The organism is Mesorhizobium sp. NPDC059025, from assembly GCF_042739655.1.
GTDB lineage: Bacteria > Pseudomonadota > Alphaproteobacteria > Rhizobiales > Rhizobiaceae > Mesorhizobium.
In genome coordinates this window covers 372,882-389,628 of sequence record NZ_JBHYIM010000001.1, presented here as the reverse complement: position 1 = coordinate 389,628, position 16,747 = coordinate 372,882, and the positions used below count along the sequence as shown (strand labels likewise).

Genomic DNA, 16,747 nt, shown 5'->3' with positions numbered 1-16,747 from the left:
GATACGAACTGCGATTTTTTGACTTACATGCCAACTTGCCCGCATCACAGGCAAGCGAAAAATCATCCGTTTGCCGTGCAGCCGGTTTCTATGAAGCTTTTGCTTCAGCTATGGCATAACCAAGTGCTTCCGCCTGTCTGGCCAACGTAGCCCGAGCCCGATCGAGCACATCTCCAGCATAGACTGGCGGATAACACCAATCGTTCCAGCTACGTGTGACTTGGGTTGAGCCAAAGCGCAAAACACCAGGATCGTGAAACGCATTGCGGCCACCAAGATCGAGATAAGTCTCGGTTTGCGCTCCTTCCGCCAAAATAACGTCGTGGCAATCGAGTTCGATGTGGTAATATTCGAATATCGTAAGTACCACCTCCTGTGTAACCGTTGCTCCATTGATGAGGAGTTTCGCCGGGATAAGCGACTTTTCCAAAAACATGCAATGGTCGGGAGAGACGTAGAGATCCCTACTCGGAACGTTCTCCGCGATTGCGCTCGCCCTGACGCGGATTGGAAGACTGTCTCTCGGTTTTTCGATCGATTTCGGATCGAGCCTACGACGCCCGACCCACTTGATGGGAACGACACCACTATTGAGCGCGATTACAAGATCACCGACCTTCAATTCTTCGACAGCAACCTCGCCCTCGGGCGTTTTGATGCGCGTACCGCGCAGGAAACAGCTGGTGAAAGTCAGCGTATCTGTGCTGTTTTGGTATGAGTATGTAACACCGGCGGGAATGGTGTACGAAGCAAGCGGCAAGATACCAAGCGGTCCGCCGAAGAAAGTCACCGTATTTCCGATCTGGGTGACGCTGGATGAACCGACCACTTCGATCCGGTTGCCTGCTTGGACGTTAAGCACTTTTGGGGGGGCCGATAGATTGAGGCTTAACCCTCCCGGGTCGAGCTTAAACAAGCCTGTCCCCCCAGCATTGGCGAAGTTGATCGTAGTGGCATTCAGCAAGCCGACATTAAGAAGTCCCGTATTAACCGTGACGCTCGTGTTTTGGCCTATCCCATATGTGACGTTCGATCCGACGGAGAGATCGGCAACCGTTGCATCCACGACCAAGTTCGCGCCGTTGACCACTTGAATTGTAGTGCTCGAGACGATGCTGCCGCCCAGAATGTTAGTCAGCTTGACATCGACACCGTCGACGATCAGGGTACCGTTGGAGACAAGGTTCAACTCCAACGTATTCGTACTATTCCAGTTTTGCGAATTGATTGTCGTTGTACCGTTATTCAATAGTCCGATATTTACAAGAGACATTGCATTATCCTTTCATGAGATAATCCACACCCTTCACGACAGCGGATGCCGCGTGTCTCAATTGTTGTTAGTCTCTAGAACTTGTAATTGAGGCCGACCCGAACACTATGGAAATCGGGCGTAGCTTCGGTCGATAAGCCCGTACCGCTTATGGTGTATTTTCCAAAATCTACGTATTGATATTCGAGCTTGGCACTGATGTGATCGGTGAAGGCATGCTCGATGCCGCCTCCAAGCGTCCATCCGGCCTTAGTCTTGCTTGCATCGAACGCGCTTATGCCGCCGACATCAATCCTGTAAGCGATATTACCATAGGCCAAACCACCGGTGCCATAGAGCAAAGTGCTGCCGTAGATATAGCCGACCCGAGGTCTGACCGTACCGAACCAGTTGATCTTGGACGATGAATGTACCCCGCCCCGGACGACAGAGTCCTTAATGTTGGCACCTTGGAAATCGGTTTCCAGACCGACAACCCAATTGCCACCAATTTCTTGGTTATAGCCAATCTGACCGCCACCGATAAAACCGCTGCCTTCCATCGTGCCGAAAGATCCCAAGAATACTCCGCTCGAACGAAGGCCGACCTCGTCGTTGCCACCAAAACCACCTCCGACACTTACGCCGGCGTAGAAACCTGTCCAGGAGAACACCGGCTTCAGCGCCGGTTCCGGAGGACTATTATCCGTCATAAGATCCGCGGCAAAAGCCACGCTCGTCATGCCGATTGAGAAAGAAAAGACCGCTGGCCATAATATTTTGAGCATGTCTCGCATACCTTTATGAGTTCCCATATCGAGGCCTATGACCGCATCAAACAAAAGCCATGATAGGAACCTTTTGCTTCGTGTAAATACAGAAAGCTCCATATAAATCAATAAGATATGACGCTATCGGCATACTTGTGTCGTAATCAGTATTGATAAATTGCGCGAATGATTTTGGCAAAATCTACCCCCGTCGAAATTGCGCCACTGCCCCACGCAACAGACTAAAAATCCACGGATTTGTATTGCTGGGCGCACATCGAATTGCGAGTCTTATTAAGGTGCAGCCGATTTGGACTCCAATCGCGGCTGATTTGTTGGCGGCACTGGTGTTTTTCGTTCGTACAGTTTATCCCCCTGGCGACGCGCAGCGCGATCTCGTCGAGATGACGGCATGCGTCTGTGTCGGCGAAGGGCAACGCCAGTGCGGCCCCTGTTCCGCGCACTACCGGATCGCACCGAAAAGGTAGGCCGTGTGCCGCGGCGCGCCCACAGCCGAACGAGGCCATCTTCTGGCTTTTGTGCGCCCCACCCTCGAACCATATCTCGATTTTCTTCTTATGCGTCACGCCGCGAGGTGCGCGCCAAGCGTGCACGAAGTAGTTTTTTGAACGCCTGAGTGAGCTCGCCGTCCTGCTTGGTTGATTCAGCTTGGCGCTGATGCGCGAAAAGCCGGGAGCCTTGAACAGCTTGCCGATGGTGCGCTCGTGATATCCGACAGCGAAGCGCTCCTCCATCACACGCTGAAGGTCGGTGCGACGCCAGCGCACCACGCCATAGATAGCGGGGGTCAGGTCGGCTTCCACGATCCCGGTAAGTTCAGCCTGCTGCGTGATCGACAGCCGCCTTAGGTTTCCCGGCGGCGGTTCTGCTTCAGCCCGACCTGGACATACACGTTGAAGCGGTGCGCCCAGTAACGTAGCGTCTGTCGATCGATCTCGCCGATCTGGGCAGCCTCCGCACGGCTCATTCCGTGAAGCACTGCCGCGATCGACAGACGGCACAGGATCGCATCCTTTGTCGAAGCGGACAGGCGGCGAAACTGCGACGGCGTGTGGCGCGGCTTGATCTCAACGGTTTTGGCATTGCGAAATGCCCTCCCCGCCACCTTGAATCAAGCGAGCGTCAGCTTACGAACTCGGTCGAGTCATTTCGGCAGGCCGTTGGTATGATGCTAGCAGATCGCAGCCGGAATTCTGCGTATAACCAAGGACCGACGCGCCAACTCAAGAGCGGGAAGCCGGCGGTCAGGTGGCCCAGCTGCGATTACTGGCGATGGCATCTATCATCCGAACTGCATCTGGCACGCCGACGAAGTTCGAGGGGTACCGTCGGCGGCTTTAAGAAGCTCGCGTCGAACTCGCGGCCAGCGGAACTTTCTTACCACCTTGTTCATGAAGGCCAACACGGCTCACGATAACTCTTCCGTGCCGTCCAGATACTGCGTCAGCGCGGAGACCAAGTGATAGAAGATCGAGGCGGGAACTTCGGTAGCGAGCGACCGGCCACGTTCGTCGATCTGGTCGATCCACAGGCCCCGGGGCGCTGGGTCAATGTGCCATCGGAACAAGCGCCCGACGCGCGCCTCGACTTCCGGTTTCAGATCTGGACCGCTGGTACCGTCGAGCGCGATGGCGGCCTTAATGGCTTCCGACTGCGGCCAGCTGCGCGAGATACCCTCTAGTGGCAAGCCCTGCCTAGACACCGCGCCGTAGGCAAGACCAGTGGCGCGGTTCAATCCGTTGGTGATGGCCGAGGCGTAGAGCTTGCGGGCGAAAACGATCAAATCCTTCTGACCACTTTTGCAGGCGAAGTCCACGAGTAGTGAGGCCCATTCGAAATGGTGGCCGGGCTCGGTCCAATCGCCCCCGATACCCGCAATGGGCTTCCAGTCACGGTCAAAGAATTCACCCAGCGTCCAGCTTTCAGGATTGAAAAAATGGCAGCGGAACAAATCTATGATGCGGGAAGCGCGACGCAGATAGGCGCGGTCACCGGTTACCGTGTGCCAGGCAAGAAAAGCTTCCAACAAATGCATGTGTGGATTGGAGCGTCGCATCCCCTCCCCGTTCGGCGTCTCCAAGAAACCAGTCAAACGAGCATCTTCAAGATACCCATCGAGAAAACGGAAAGTTTCCTCAGCGAGCGACAGCGCACTCTTGTGGCCGACCCGATAGGCGTGCGCCAGCGCCAAAAGCACGCATGAATGATCGTACGCGTCTTCCACTGGATCAGCCACAGAGCCATCAATATTCAACATGCGCACCCAACCGCCACGATCGGTACGGCCCTTGTTGGCCATGAAGGCGATGCCATGGTCAATCAGCTGCTCGGCGGGGCCTGTCCAGCCACGCTCCTTGGCCACGGCGAAGGCATAAATCTGGCGCGCCATGGTGCGCATACGCTTCGGCTTTTTCAACGCGCGCCCATCAAACCCCAGCGCTTCGTGAAAGCCGCCATGCACCTCGTCAACGCCGGCGGTCGACCATAGTGGCAGGGTTTCTTCGAACAGCCAGTGACCGACTCGCCTACGCCAGCCACCGCTGACGATAGCTCGATCGTGCGCAGGTGTGAATTTGGTTTCCAGTCGACCACTCTTTTCCAGTTGCTCGACGATCTTTTTGACATTTTGACTGTGGCTGACCGGTGCGACGAAGGTGGCGTCTGGCGTCGATACGATGGCGACATCTTTCATCCCAATCACGGAGAGTAGCCGCCCTTCGCTGCGAATGTAGGAATGCTCGCAGTCGATGGCGAGGACATCGCCCACCACAACATTGCCTTTCTTGTCGGAGGGGCTGACATCGAGCAACGATTGCCAGGAGCCAAGATCGTTCCAGCGAAAACCTGCCGGTACCATGGCTATATTGGAGATCCGCTCTACGATCGCATAGTCGATGGAAATCGATGGTATCGCGGAATAGAGTTCGAGCGACATATAGAGACCGGAGACCTCGCGGACCGCCCTGCCGAACGCTTCCGCGGTGGTCTGCCAAATTTCCGGTGTGAATTGTTGGAATGCCTCGCGCATCGAACCGGCACGAAACAGGAAGATACCGGTGTTCCAAAAAAAGGTGCCGGCGGTGAGATATGATTCCGCCGTCTCAAGGTTAGGCTTTTCGACGAAGCGCGAGACCATGCAAACGTCGCATTCACCTGGCGCAACCTCGATGTAACCGAAGCCAATTTCCGGCTGCGTTGGCTTGATGCCAAATACCACAAGCCGGCCTTCAGCCGCTGCGGTTGCACCCTTTTCGATGGTCTGCCAGAATTGACGATCGGTCGAAATCTCGTGATCGGACGGCACCACTAGCACCAGCACGTCTTCGCCATAGGCTGAGATGGACTGCAAGGTCGCGACCGCGACCGCGGCAGCAGTGTTGCGGCCGACGGGTTCAAAAATTGCGCCACCGCCATTCAAATCCAGCGAGGCGATATCCGTGCGCACTCGGTCGGCATGACGCTCCGAGGCGATGAGATAGATTGGCGTTTCGGCGGCCTGTCTCGCCTTCAGTCTACGTAGCGTTTTCACCAGCATAGAGCCGTCGCCGGACAGGTCATGGAACTGTTTCGGATTGTCCTCGCGCGACAACGGCCAGAGCCTAGCGCCGACGCCCCCGCTCATGACGAAACTTACGATTCGTTCTGCCATACGTCCCCTCGTTGCCGGTCAGAATGTCTGGTTGTAAGCACCGACTTCGGAGCTTTTGCGTAGCACAGCGTCAACTGCCTCAAACATTTCGCGCCGGCGTTCCGACGACACCGGGCTCTCAACCACGACCACCAACTCCGGCTTATTTGATGACGCCCGCACGAGCCCCCAGGTACCATCTTGAGCGACGACACGTACGCCGTTGGTGGTCACCAGTTCAGCAATCTTCTGACCGGCAAGCGCCTTGCCATGCGCCTTCATCTCCTGGAAATCCGCCGTGACCCTTTCAACCACGCCGTATTTCACCTCGTCGCGACAATGCGGCGACATCGTCGGAGTACCATAGGTCGGAGGCAGGTTGCGGTAGAGATCAGCCATATTATGTTGTGGGTTGCGGTCCAGCATCTCGCAAACAGCGATAGCTGTCATCAGCCCGTCATCATAGCCGCGGCCTAGTGGTCGATTGAAGAAGAAGTGCCCGGATTTTTCGAAGCCGGCAATCGCGCCGAGTTCAACAATACGACGCTTGATATAGGAATGGCCTGTCTTCCAGTAGTCAGTTTTTGCACCATTCGCTTTCAGCACTGTGTCGGTATTAAACAAGCCGGTCGACTTTACATCGACGACAAACTGGGCATTTGCGTGCAAGGCCGAGATATCACGCGCCAGCAAAACACCGACTTTATCTGCAAAAATCTCGTTACCTTCGTTATCGACGACGCCGCAGCGGTCGCCGTCGCCGTCAAACCCCAAGCCGACATCGGCGCAGGTTTCCAGAACCTTTTTGCGGATGGCATACAGCATTGCCATATCTTCTGGATTGGGATTGTAGCGAGGAAAATTGTGGTCGAGTTCAGTGTCGAGCGGGATGACCTCGCATCCAATCGCCTCCAGTATCTCTGGCGCAAACGCGCCAGCGGTGCCATTGCCACAGGCGCAAACCACCTTCAGCCTGCGCTTCAGTTTTTTGCCGACTGTTAGGTCCTCGAGATAGACTTTGCGGAAATCCGCGACAAATTCGTAAGAGCCGCTGCCGACGAGATCAAAATCGCCAGCAAGTACAATTTCTTTCAGCGCACTAATCTCCTTCGGACCGAACGTCATCGGGCGCTCTGCGCCCATTTTAACGCCGGTCCAGCCATTTTCGTTGTGAGATGCCGTCACCATAGCGACGGATGGTGTATCGAGCGCGAACTGAGCGAAATAGGCCATAGGCGATAGTGCGAGGCCGATATCTTTCACGCGGGCGCCAGCGGCCATCAGGCCGGACACCATCGACAGCTTGATGGCAATTGAATAGCTGCGGAAATCGTGACCGACAATGATGTCCGGCCCGGCGCCGCATCGGCGTATCAACGTCCCTAACCCCATACCAAGCGCCTGCGCGCCCATCAAATTGAGTTCGGGTTCTCTGGCCGACGCGGGATGGCCAAACCACCAGCGCACGTCATATTCGCGAAAACCGCCAGGTTTCACCAGCGCGGTAGTCTCGAAGGCAAAGGTGTTCGGCCTGGCATCGCCAACAGGCTTCAACGTCATGAAAGAAATCTCCGGAAAATGGGGAGCGAGTGAAAGCCCTGCATTTCGTTCCCCATCACAACACGCATACAGTACTTACGCGGCTGAGCAGCAACAGCAGGGAACCCCGATACCCTTCCCGCCACAGATCCGCGAGGGCATCGTGATTGCGGCTCACTGGTCCGCCAGATGTCTTTCTCGTTAGCAGTCAAGGCTCTTGCGGTGCCTAAACCTTGACGGGACGAGCAACGCTGCCAACTCAAAACCGAAACTAAACTAGAGACCGCCCAAGCTAATCTGGCACAAGCACTAGGTACCGTAAAAACGACTGCCCCATCGTGGACAATACGATGTCCAATCCCAAAACAAGCCAAACCTACGCTCACGACATCCCTCCGAAGGGATCGACAACCGTCGCAGAACCGACCGGCACCAGAAATCACTACACCGGCCGCGCGTCAAACAAAGGCGACTACTTAGAATATCCTAGATTGATGACAGTCCAATGATTAAAAAATCATATCTCAACGGGATCAATATAGTTATATTTTTAAATTCCAACATGATTCAGAAATGGCAAATGGGATATAATCGGGTGGAATGCACCCTGTTTTGACTGGACAGTCAGCGTAGGTCGATAAGTATAGGCATGCACCTATAACCAGCGGGAAGCAGGACGAGCATACGCAACCCAGATGGGGTAATCGGCTTCGTGCCCCATCTTCGTCGACCGGAATGGAAGGAAGGTGCTGCGCCAAGCTGATGATAAAACGTGGTCTGAACGAAACAGCCACGTACATCAGAAAGGTGAAGCGCAGCATGAAGTATTATGCGGGTCTCGACGTCTCTGTCAAAGAAACGAGCGTTTGCATTGTCGATGAAAACGGAAAACTCTGCCGGGAGAAAAAGGTTGTGACGCACCCGGACGACCTGGTGGCAGTCCTGAGCAACCCCGCATTCCACTTTGAACGGATCGGGCTCGAACCGGTCCGCTGTCTCAGTGGCTGTTCGAGGGGCTGGCGAAGGCTGGATACGCGGTAGTCTGTATCGAGACACGACACACAAAAGCGTTCTTGAAAGCTCAACAGCCGAACAAGAGCGATCGCAACGATGCGCGCGGTATTGCACAAATGATGCGGGTCGGTCTGTTCAAGGACGTGCACGTTAAGACGCTCACGAGCCAGAAGCGCCGCGCTTTGCTGACGGCTCGCAAGCTGTTGCAGGAAAAGGCTATCGCCATAGAAAACGATATACGTGGGCTTTTGCGCAATTTTGGGCTGAAGGTCGGAACGATTCGAGCATTCAAGTTCGATGAGAGGATACGCGAGCTCGTTGAAGCAGTTCCCGACCTGACGGAAATCATCGAGCCGTTGCTCACTGCCAGACAAAAGCTGCGCGAGCAGTTCTTCAAACTCGAACGCAAGGTCCGTGAGGAGGCCAGGGTCGATCCGGTCTGCCGGCAGTTGATGACGATGCCAGGAGTCGGACCGATTGTCGCGCTCGCCTATACCTCGACGATCGACATTCCGTCCCGCTTTCGCCATTCGCGAGCGGTGGGGGCTGTGCTGGGGCTGACGCCTGTACTCAAACAGTCGGGCGAGAGCAGTCGGATAGGTCATGTCTCGTTGTGCGGCGATGGCATGCTGTGTGGGCTTCTTTATGAAGCGGCGCAGGTCCTGTTGATCCGCGTCAAGAAATGGTCGTGGCTAAAAGCGTGGGCGATGAATGTCGCCAAACGACATGGAGCCAAAAAGGCCATCGTTGCATTGGTGCTCTGAACCCATTGTTTGGATCGCCGGAAGGTGGAGTTTCCGGCCTTTGTCACGATGGCGGGCTGGCGGCGCCATCGGGATTGATCAACGAGATCGGGACCTTGTGCCCGATCGCACCGTGTGGGCGATCCTCGTTGTAGTATCTGCGCCAATCCTCCATCTTTTCGGCCGTGTCTGCAAGCGTCAGGAACCAGTGGGCGTTCAAGCACTCCGCCCTGAAGCGGCCGTTGAAGGCTTCGATGTAGGCATTGTCGGTTGGCTTTCCCGGCCTTGAGAAGTCGAGCGTCACACCCTTGGTGTAGGCCCATAGATCGAGATCGCGGGAGACAAACTCGAGCCTTGGTCGACGCGGATCGTCTTCGGGTAGCCGATCCGCGGGCAGACCTATTCCAGTGTCCTGACCACGTCCTCGGCCCGATAACTGAAGCGCGGATCGAGCACAGGCACATAGCGCGAGAACGTATCGACGACCGTCAGCACACGGATCTTCTTTCCGGTCGCAAGCTGGTCGTGGACGAAGTCCATCGCCCAAACGTCATTCGGACCGGCTGCGTCCTGGCGATCCTCCCGCGGCTTCGCCTTCACCCGCCGCTTCGGCGTCTTGTTCCTCAGTTGGAGCCCCAAGTCCCTGTAAATCCGGTAGGTTCGCTTCATGTTGACATCCCAGCCCTCGCGCTTGAGCAACACATGGACGCGCCGGTAGCCGTAGCAGACCCGCGTCGCACAGATTTCCTTGATCCGAGCCTCGATGCCGGCCTGATCGCGGCGGCGGGACTTGTAGTGATAGGTCGAGGTGTCGAACTCCAGAACCCGGCAGGCGCGCCGGATCGACACATTCCAATCAGCGCACGTCTCCGCCACCAGCTCGCGTTTGCGACCAGGCCTCACAGTTTTCGGCGGATCACGTCCTGCAGCATCTCCTTGTCCAGAGACAGGTCGGCGACAAGCTTCCTCAGCTTGGCGTTCTCATCCTCGAGCTGTTTCAGCCGCTTCATCTCGGTCGGCAGCAGACCGTCATATTTCTTTTTCCAATTGAAGTAGTATGCCGGCCCGGCGACATATCTCCGCAACCGGAATCCCATCCGCGCCCTGCTTCAAAATGAACGCCTTCTGCGCGTCCGAAAACTTCGATGCCTTCATCGTTCTCCGCTCCTCTTCCAGCCAGGGGATGTTACCGCGGAAAACTCCAGTTCCGAGCGATCCAGTTTTCGGGGTTCAGATCACAAACGGACGAGGCTCTAATCGCCGCTGGATGAAGGTTCAGTGGCAGGTCATTCGATGCCGTCTCGGGCATGCCGATAGCTGGTGCGTGGAGGCGGGCCGTCAAAGCCTATCACCAGTTTGCGGCATGGATTCTTCTCAATGTCGCGCCGCAAGAGCGCTATTGAAATGGACGCAAGAGGATCTCGCCGCCCGCTCCGGCACGAGTGCTATTACCATTCGCAATTTCGAAAACGACCGCTCTGTTCCTCAAACTGGAACGCGATACCTCCTCCAAAAACGCTTGAGAATGCTGGCATCGAGTTCATCCCTAAGTGGCGGTGGTGTCGGTGTGCGCTTGTCACGGCGTTCCGAAAGCATGTAGGCTCGGTGACGTCGCGTCCTTTGATCAAGGTACAGCGAGTCAATTCGCTGACAATCACTCGACGCGACGCGATGGTAGTTAGGGTGATCACGATCAACCACCAGGGCTTCGACGATCACCCTCTTTCGCTCGTTCGAGTACTTGAATTCGGGGGCGCGTTTGAGCGGATCCCCGTTGCGATACGCCCATCGAGCCGCGCGGAGCAATCTGAGCGACCTGGCTGACAATTTCGGCCACCCGATCAGCCCAAAGAGCGAGTGCTTCTCGCTTTTCTCTCATGTAATCGTAGCGCGCATAAACGCGGCTGGTGATGTTAGCCTTCGTCGCGCTTACGTGATTCAAAACGTGGCCTATAATGAAAGGCGAGATGCCGAGCTCTTCCATGTGCGTTGCCGCCGATCTACGAAGGTCGTGTGAGGTCCAAGGCTCAACGCCCAAGATCGTCGCTTTTTGGCGCTTCATGATCTCTTCACGCTTGATCGCCTTAGCGATCGCGGCACCGGTCACAGGCGCACGGGCTCCAGGTCCAGGGAAGACAAATGCGGGTATCGCCCGACCCTTACGCTCGGCAAGCGCCTCCACGTCGGCAAGTTGGTCGCGAATGATCTTAACGGCCATTGGCGATAGAGGGACCGCATGCTCGCGCTTGTTTTTTGAACGTATCGGCGGAATAGTCCACACGGAGGCGTCGAGGTCGAGTTCGTCAACCGTCATCCCGCAGACCTCGCCTACGCGCTGTGCGGTGACAAGACACAAGCGGATGACGCGCCGCGTCGATTCCCGCATATTCGCGTGTGCTAAGGCTTCCCACGTAGATTTGATGTCGTCGGCAGATAGCACGCGATCGCGTTCAACTGTTTCAGTGGGCTTGCGCATGCCCTCGACGAGATTCTGCTCAAGATCGCCCCGGCCTCTAGCCCATCGAATCATGGCGCGAACGTCTTCGAAGAGCCTGTTCGCCTCAACGTCGGCACCCCGGTCCTTCACGGCGTCGATTGCCTTCGTGATATCGCGGCGATGCAACTCAGAAACCTTGACGTCGCCAATACAACCCGCCGAGGGCTTCTCCAACTTCTTGCCGTCGACGTCACGGCCGGAAACATTCTTGCGAAGGCGGCGAGATATCTCGCCGCTTGAGCGCTTCGTCGAGGCGTGGCGCTTGATGTAGTTGTCGACTAGCTCGGCAACGGTCTGGGAAGCCGCCAGCGACTTCTTGTCGGCGACCGGGTCGCCTCCATCCCCTACCTTGGCGCGAGCATCCCGCGCGCGCTGGCGGGCTCCCCTATCACCACCAAGCGATATCTCCGGATAGGAGCCGAGTTTCAGCCATTGGCGCTTCGCCCGGGGGGCCATAGACTAGATACCAGGACTTCGTCCCGCCTGCCGACGCACGCAAGACGAGTCCTTTTACGAGCGTGTCAAAGTAGTCCATCTTTCGGCCAGACGTCACCTTCGCAGACTGGCAGAGTTTGTCCGTAAGCTCGACTTGCGGCATCCGCCCCCCGACCAACCGGTTCGCGTGATCTACACAATGATCTACAGAAATCCGCGCGCTTTGTCGAGATGCGATGCTACGAATCGAGACGCAGGGGATAAACAAATTCGTTGAATTACATAAGCTTGTGGTGTTTCAGGTTGTCGCAAGACGATGCATAGAAACTCAACGGAAAACCTCTGTTAACCGGTTGGTCGCTGGTTCGAATCCGGCCCGGGGAGCCAAGTTTTTCAAACACATGACGAAGACGGTAGGGCATCCTGGTAATACAGGTGGTCGTCCGACGCAGATCATGGTCTGCAGCGCGATCCCCTGTTGCTGGATCCTCTAATCGGCTGTCAAAGGCTTACCGACGCTGATCCGCCGGGAGGGCCAACCGCCTACCCCGCCACGACATCCGCCGAGAAACGCAGTTCACGCATCGGCCGTACCTTGTTGGTCGTTGCCGAATACACCGGATGCGCCTTGTAGGCGGCGAGCGCGGCAGCATCCTCGAACTCGGCATAGACGACGATGTCGATCTTGTCGCACATCGGGTCGACCTTGGAGTTGAGCGTTACTTCGAACAGGCGCGAGTGGGGAATCTGCCCCAAAGCGAGCAGGCCGTCGCGGACCTTTTCGACGTCTTCGCCGGGCCGAACGCTGAAGAATACGATGTGCCGGATCAAGCCAGCCTCCCTGCACCTTGCTCGCGCAGCGTTGCCCGGGCGGGATGGTGCGCTCCTTGAGATCAGCAGCTTCTGGGCCAGCCACGGACTGGCGTCAACCGGCAGGTTGTCGCGGCAGGCCGGCCCGATCCGGAGGATCAGCCGGTGACGTAGGCGACCGCGTGTTTGACGCTTTTTGTTCCTGCATCAAGGTAGCGGCCCTGATTGTAGAGGCCGTCCCAGATCAGGAAGAAGGCGATCGCGGCGATGACGATGACGAGGCGCATGGGTGCAGACTAGGCGATTTCGATTACCACAATCATAACTTCGACCACTCCCCTGCGGCATCAGCCCAGCCCTTGATTGCCCCAACCGGGTCCCGTTCCTGCCTCTTGCCAGCAGCCACGACACGATAGAAAATCATCAATGGATTCATCATCAAGCGGACGGGCCCGACCGGGCGCGCCGTTTTGTTGTTTTCGGGAGAGGAAATCCGCGCCGTGCGATGCATGGCGCAGCAGCAGATGGGTCCGATCAGGAGCGGCAGAGGGAGTTGCTTCTGAACAGGAGGGGAAATTATGAACAAGAACCACCGAACTGCGCCCCCGATGACGGACGCCGTCCGTCTCGACGAGCGCAATTTCGCCGAAATCGTCAAAGGACTGCCGGCCAAGGCACGCATGGTTTTCAAGGCCGCGATGGCCATGCCGCGCGGCTCGCTCAAGGTTCGCATGCCCGACGGGCGTGCCGTCCTGGTGGAGGGCAAGGCGCCGGGTCCGAACGCCGAACTGGTGCTGAACAACTGGCGCCTGCCCAATCGCGCCTTTACCGGCGGCACCATAGGCGTCGCTGAATCCTATATCGACGGCGATTGGGAAAGCCCCGACGTGACGAGCTTCCTGGAGCTGTTCGTGGTGAATACGGAAACCGGAGAAACGGTGGCCGGCGGTGCCAGCTGGATCGTCAACACCGTGCAGCGCATCCGTCACTGGCTGAACGAGAACACCCGCACCGGCTCGAAACGCAACATTTCCGCCCATTACGACCTCGGCAATGCCTTCTATCAGAACTGGCTCGATCCGAGCATGACCTATTCGTCGGCGCTTTATTCGACCGGTGCCAACGATCTCGAAAGTGCGCAGGCCGCGAAATACCGTGCACTTGCCAAGGACATCGGCATCGGCACACAGGATCATGTCCTCGAGATCGGCTGCGGCTGGGGCGGCTTTGCCGAATTTGCCGCGCGCGAGATCGGCTGCCGCGTCACCGGCCTCACCATCAGCCGCGAGCAGCATGATTTCGCCAAGGCCCGCATCCAGCGGGCCGGGTTGGCCGACAAGGTCGACATCAAGCTGCAGGATTATCGCGACGAAACCGGCAAGTACGACCGCATCGCTTCGATCGAAATGTTCGAGGCGGTCGGCGAAAAATACTGGCCGACCTTCTTCGGCAAGGTGAAGGAGTGCCTGAAGCCCGGCGGCACCGCCGGCTTCCAGATCATCACCATCAACGAGGCCGCCTACAAGACCTATCGCGCCCGGCCGGATTTCATCCAGCGCTACGTCTTTCCGGGCGGCATGCTGCCCACTCCGGCAATCCTGAAATCACTCGGCGCCGACCATGGTCTCGCCTACCTGGCCGAGCGCGTCTTTGCGCAGGATTACGCTCGCACCCTGGCGGAATGGCGCCAGCGTTTCTGGGCGTCCTGGGAGCGGATCGTTCCGCTCGGCTTCGACGATCGTTTCAAGAAGCTCTGGGAATTCTACCTCCACTACTGCGAGGCGGGCTTTCGCTCGAGCTACATCGACGTGCGCCAAGTCATCTACAAGGCCTGAGTTGCGCGGCCACGGCCACCACGGCAATTCCAGGAAAAGTGTGTAACGGTTTTCCGTCCGGAATTGCGTAAAAACAAAAAGCCAGAGCGTTTCCGTGAGAAACGAAAACGCTCTGGCCGAAGCGGCCGTGGAGCTGTTCCGAGCATCAGAGCAGGATGCGATATCTGGAGAAGCCGTTTTCGCCCTCGCCGGCCGGCTCGATCTTCAACGTCTTGACCTGGCTGATGAAATCCTTCGCCTTGGCCCCTGTTTCGAACACCACGCTGGTCTGCGGCAACGGCACGAACGACCAGTTGCCATCCGCTGACGGGTTGATGGTGCCTTCGGCCACGATGTAGCGCACGATCACGTCGCGATTGGTATCGGGCGCCTCGTAGATCACCTTGCTCTGGTCGATCTCGGGGAAATTGCCGCCGCCACCAGCGCGATAATTGTTTGTGGCGACGACGAATTTCTGCGCCGGATCGATCGCCTTCCCGTCAAATATCAGGTCCTTGATACGGCTGGAGCCGCCATTGATGACATTGCCCTTGGCATCGTATTTCGGTGGCTGCGACAGGTCGATGCGATAACTGACCCCATCGATAACATCGAAATTGTAGGACGGAAAATCCGTGTTGATCAGCGGCTGGTCTGCCTTGCCGGGTTCGATGTGCCTGAAGAGGCCTGCCGACATCTCGAGCCATTCCTTCACCTGCGCGCCGGTGATCTCCACGGCGCGCACCGTATTGGGATAGAGATAAAGGTCGGCGACGTTCTTGATGGCAATGTCGCCAGCGGGCACGTCGGTATAATAGTCGGCGCCGCCGCGGCCGCCAGCCTTGAAAGGCGCGGCCGCCGAAAGCAGCGGCAGGTCCTTCCATTGCGTGCCCTTGAGGATATCCTTCAGATACCAGCTCTGCGCCTGGCTGACGATCTGCACGGAGGGGTCGTCAGCCACCAGCGCGAAATAGGAATAGAGCGGCGCGGACGTCTTGCCGACCGGGCGGCGCACATAGGCGAGCGTCGCCTCGTGGTCCACCTTTAGCGCGTCGACCACGCTCTTCACGTCCTCGACGATCGCCTTGTTCTTGTTGTCCACACGCTCGAAAATCGGCCGCGCCTCCGACGTCGCCGAAACCACCCGCCATTTGCCGCCGTCGCGTTCGAGCAGCAGGTCGATCAGCCCCATATGCGAGCCCCAGAACCCTGCCATCACGGCTGGCTTACCCTGCAGCGTACCCTTTTCCGCGTCGACGCCGGCAAGTTTCTGGAAATCCTTCCTGCCGGGAAAGACCAGATGCTGGTGACCGGTGAAGACGGCATCGATCCCCTCCACTCCGGCCACGAAGAACGACGCATTCTCCATCATCTCGGCCTGCTTCGTATCGATGCCGGAATGCGAAAGCGCGATGACGATGTCGGCGCCCTCCTCCTTGATCTGCGGCACCCAGGCCCTGGCAGCCTCGACGATGTCGCGTGTAACCACGTTGCCGGCGAGGTTCTTGGCATCCCACACCAGGATCTGCGGCGGCACGAAGCCGATCACGCCGATCTTGATCGGATGTTCGGCGCCCGCCCCGTCCTTCAGCGTCCTGTCCAGGATCAGATATGGCTTGAGGTAGAGCTTGTCGTCGCGTGGATTGGCGGCCTTTTCGGTGCCCCGGATCAGGTTGGCGCAGACAAACGGAAAATTGGCTCCCGCCAGCACCTTGTCGAGGAAGGAAAGCCCGTAGTTGAACTCATGATTGCCCAGTGTCGAGCAGGAGTAGTCCAAGAGGTTCATGCCCTTCATGACGGGGTGGACGTCACCGTCTTTCATGCCTCGCTCATAGGCGACGAAGTCGCCCATCGGGCTGCCCTGCAGCAGATCGCCATTGTCGACCAGCATCGAATTGACCGCCTCCTTGCGCACGGCGTCGATCAGCGACGCGGTGCGGGACAGGCCGAGCGTGTCATTCGCTTTGTCGGCGTAGTAATCGTAGGGCAGCAGGTTCACATGGATGTCGGTGGTCTCCATGATCCTGAGATGGGCCTGGTTGGCAGCGGCCCGCGCCGAAAACGGATGCAGCATGATCAATGCTCCGGTTGCGGCTGCCCCCCGAAGCAGCGCGCGGCGGGATATCGGCAGGAGCGGTTCGGACATGATGGATGATCTCTTCGCTAGCGTTTCTGCTTCCCCGTCGCCCAGCGCCAATCGAGCGCCAGCAAATCTTGCGCCAAA

At 57.5% G+C, this 16,747-nt stretch carries 12 protein-coding genes and 2 pseudogenes; 3 read left to right on the top strand and 11 right to left on the bottom strand.

What is annotated here, in order from left to right; translation table 11 throughout:
• Positions 1-88 precede the first annotated feature (88 nt).
• The 6 genes from ACFWYE_RS01785 to ACFWYE_RS01760 all read right to left on the bottom strand — a co-directional run bounded on the left by ACFWYE_RS01785 (position 89) and on the right by ACFWYE_RS01760 (position 7,231).
• Positions 89-1,273, bottom strand: coding sequence for a Hint domain-containing protein (locus ACFWYE_RS01785; protein ID WP_379109206.1), 1,185 nt, complete (start codon positions 1,271-1,273; stop codon positions 89-91).
• A gap of 74 nt (positions 1,274-1,347) precedes the next feature.
• Complete coding sequence (locus tag ACFWYE_RS01780) at positions 1,348-2,049, bottom strand: outer membrane protein (protein WP_379109204.1); 702 nt, start codon at positions 2,047-2,049, stop codon at positions 1,348-1,350.
• A gap of 215 nt (positions 2,050-2,264) precedes the next feature.
• The gene (locus ACFWYE_RS01775) at positions 2,265-2,846 is read right to left on the bottom strand and encodes a winged helix-turn-helix domain-containing protein (RefSeq protein WP_379109202.1); all 582 of its coding nucleotides are present in this window, start codon (positions 2,844-2,846) and stop codon (positions 2,265-2,267) included.
• A gap of 41 nt (positions 2,847-2,887) precedes the next feature.
• Positions 2,888-3,148 (bottom strand): helix-turn-helix domain-containing protein, encoded by a 261-nt coding sequence (locus ACFWYE_RS01770; RefSeq protein WP_379109200.1) that lies wholly within the window; start codon positions 3,146-3,148, stop codon positions 2,888-2,890.
• 303 nt (positions 3,149-3,451) lie between these two features.
• The gene (locus tag ACFWYE_RS01765) at positions 3,452-5,692 is read right to left on the bottom strand and encodes an AGE family epimerase/isomerase (RefSeq protein ID WP_379109198.1); all 2,241 of its coding nucleotides are present in this window, start codon (positions 5,690-5,692) and stop codon (positions 3,452-3,454) included.
• Between the two features lie 18 nt (positions 5,693-5,710).
• Complete coding sequence (locus tag ACFWYE_RS01760; RefSeq protein ID WP_379109196.1) at positions 5,711-7,231, bottom strand: phosphomannomutase/phosphoglucomutase; 1,521 nt, start codon at positions 7,229-7,231, stop codon at positions 5,711-5,713.
• 798 nt (positions 7,232-8,029) lie between these two features.
• Here ACFWYE_RS01760 and ACFWYE_RS01755 point away from each other — a divergent pair.
• Positions 8,030-8,979, top strand: a pseudogene (locus tag ACFWYE_RS01755) (IS110 family transposase); the annotation flags it as partial.
• Positions 8,980-9,031: 52 nt separating this feature from the next.
• Here the strand turns inward: ACFWYE_RS01755 and ACFWYE_RS01750 are convergent.
• Positions 9,032-10,122: pseudogene (locus ACFWYE_RS01750) on the bottom strand (IS3 family transposase).
• Here ACFWYE_RS01750 and ACFWYE_RS01745 point away from each other — a divergent pair.
• Positions 10,025-10,567, top strand: coding sequence for a multiprotein-bridging factor 1 family protein (locus ACFWYE_RS01745; RefSeq protein ID WP_379109194.1), 543 nt, complete (start codon positions 10,025-10,027; stop codon positions 10,565-10,567). The pseudogene ACFWYE_RS01750 and the gene ACFWYE_RS01745 overlap by 98 nt on opposite strands.
• Positions 10,568-10,660: 93 nt before the next feature.
• Here ACFWYE_RS01745 and ACFWYE_RS01740 read toward each other — a convergent pair whose 3' ends face one another.
• The 3 genes from ACFWYE_RS01740 to ACFWYE_RS01730 form a co-directional block, all read right to left on the bottom strand.
• Complete coding sequence (locus ACFWYE_RS01740; protein WP_379109193.1) at positions 10,661-11,920, bottom strand: tyrosine-type recombinase/integrase; 1,260 nt, start codon at positions 11,918-11,920, stop codon at positions 10,661-10,663.
• Positions 11,921-12,442: 522 nt separating this feature from the next.
• On the bottom strand, positions 12,443-12,730 hold the full coding sequence (locus ACFWYE_RS01735; protein ID WP_379109192.1) for a Dabb family protein: 288 nt from the start codon (positions 12,728-12,730) through the stop codon (positions 12,443-12,445).
• Positions 12,731-12,867: 137 nt separating this feature from the next.
• Complete coding sequence (locus tag ACFWYE_RS01730) at positions 12,868-12,996, bottom strand: hypothetical protein (RefSeq protein ID WP_379070229.1); 129 nt, start codon at positions 12,994-12,996, stop codon at positions 12,868-12,870.
• A gap of 291 nt (positions 12,997-13,287) precedes the next feature.
• Between ACFWYE_RS01730 and ACFWYE_RS01725 the strand changes: the two genes are divergently transcribed.
• Positions 13,288-14,544: a class I SAM-dependent methyltransferase gene (locus tag ACFWYE_RS01725; RefSeq protein WP_379070227.1), complete on the top strand. Its 1,257-nt coding sequence runs from the start codon at positions 13,288-13,290 to the stop codon at positions 14,542-14,544.
• 145 nt (positions 14,545-14,689) lie between these two features.
• On the opposite strand, the gene ACFWYE_RS01720 is transcribed toward ACFWYE_RS01725, so the two are convergent.
• Positions 14,690-16,669: a bifunctional 2',3'-cyclic-nucleotide 2'-phosphodiesterase/3'-nucleotidase gene (locus ACFWYE_RS01720; RefSeq protein WP_379109190.1), complete on the bottom strand. Its 1,980-nt coding sequence runs from the start codon at positions 16,667-16,669 to the stop codon at positions 14,690-14,692.
• Positions 16,670-16,747: the final 78 nt, after the last annotated feature.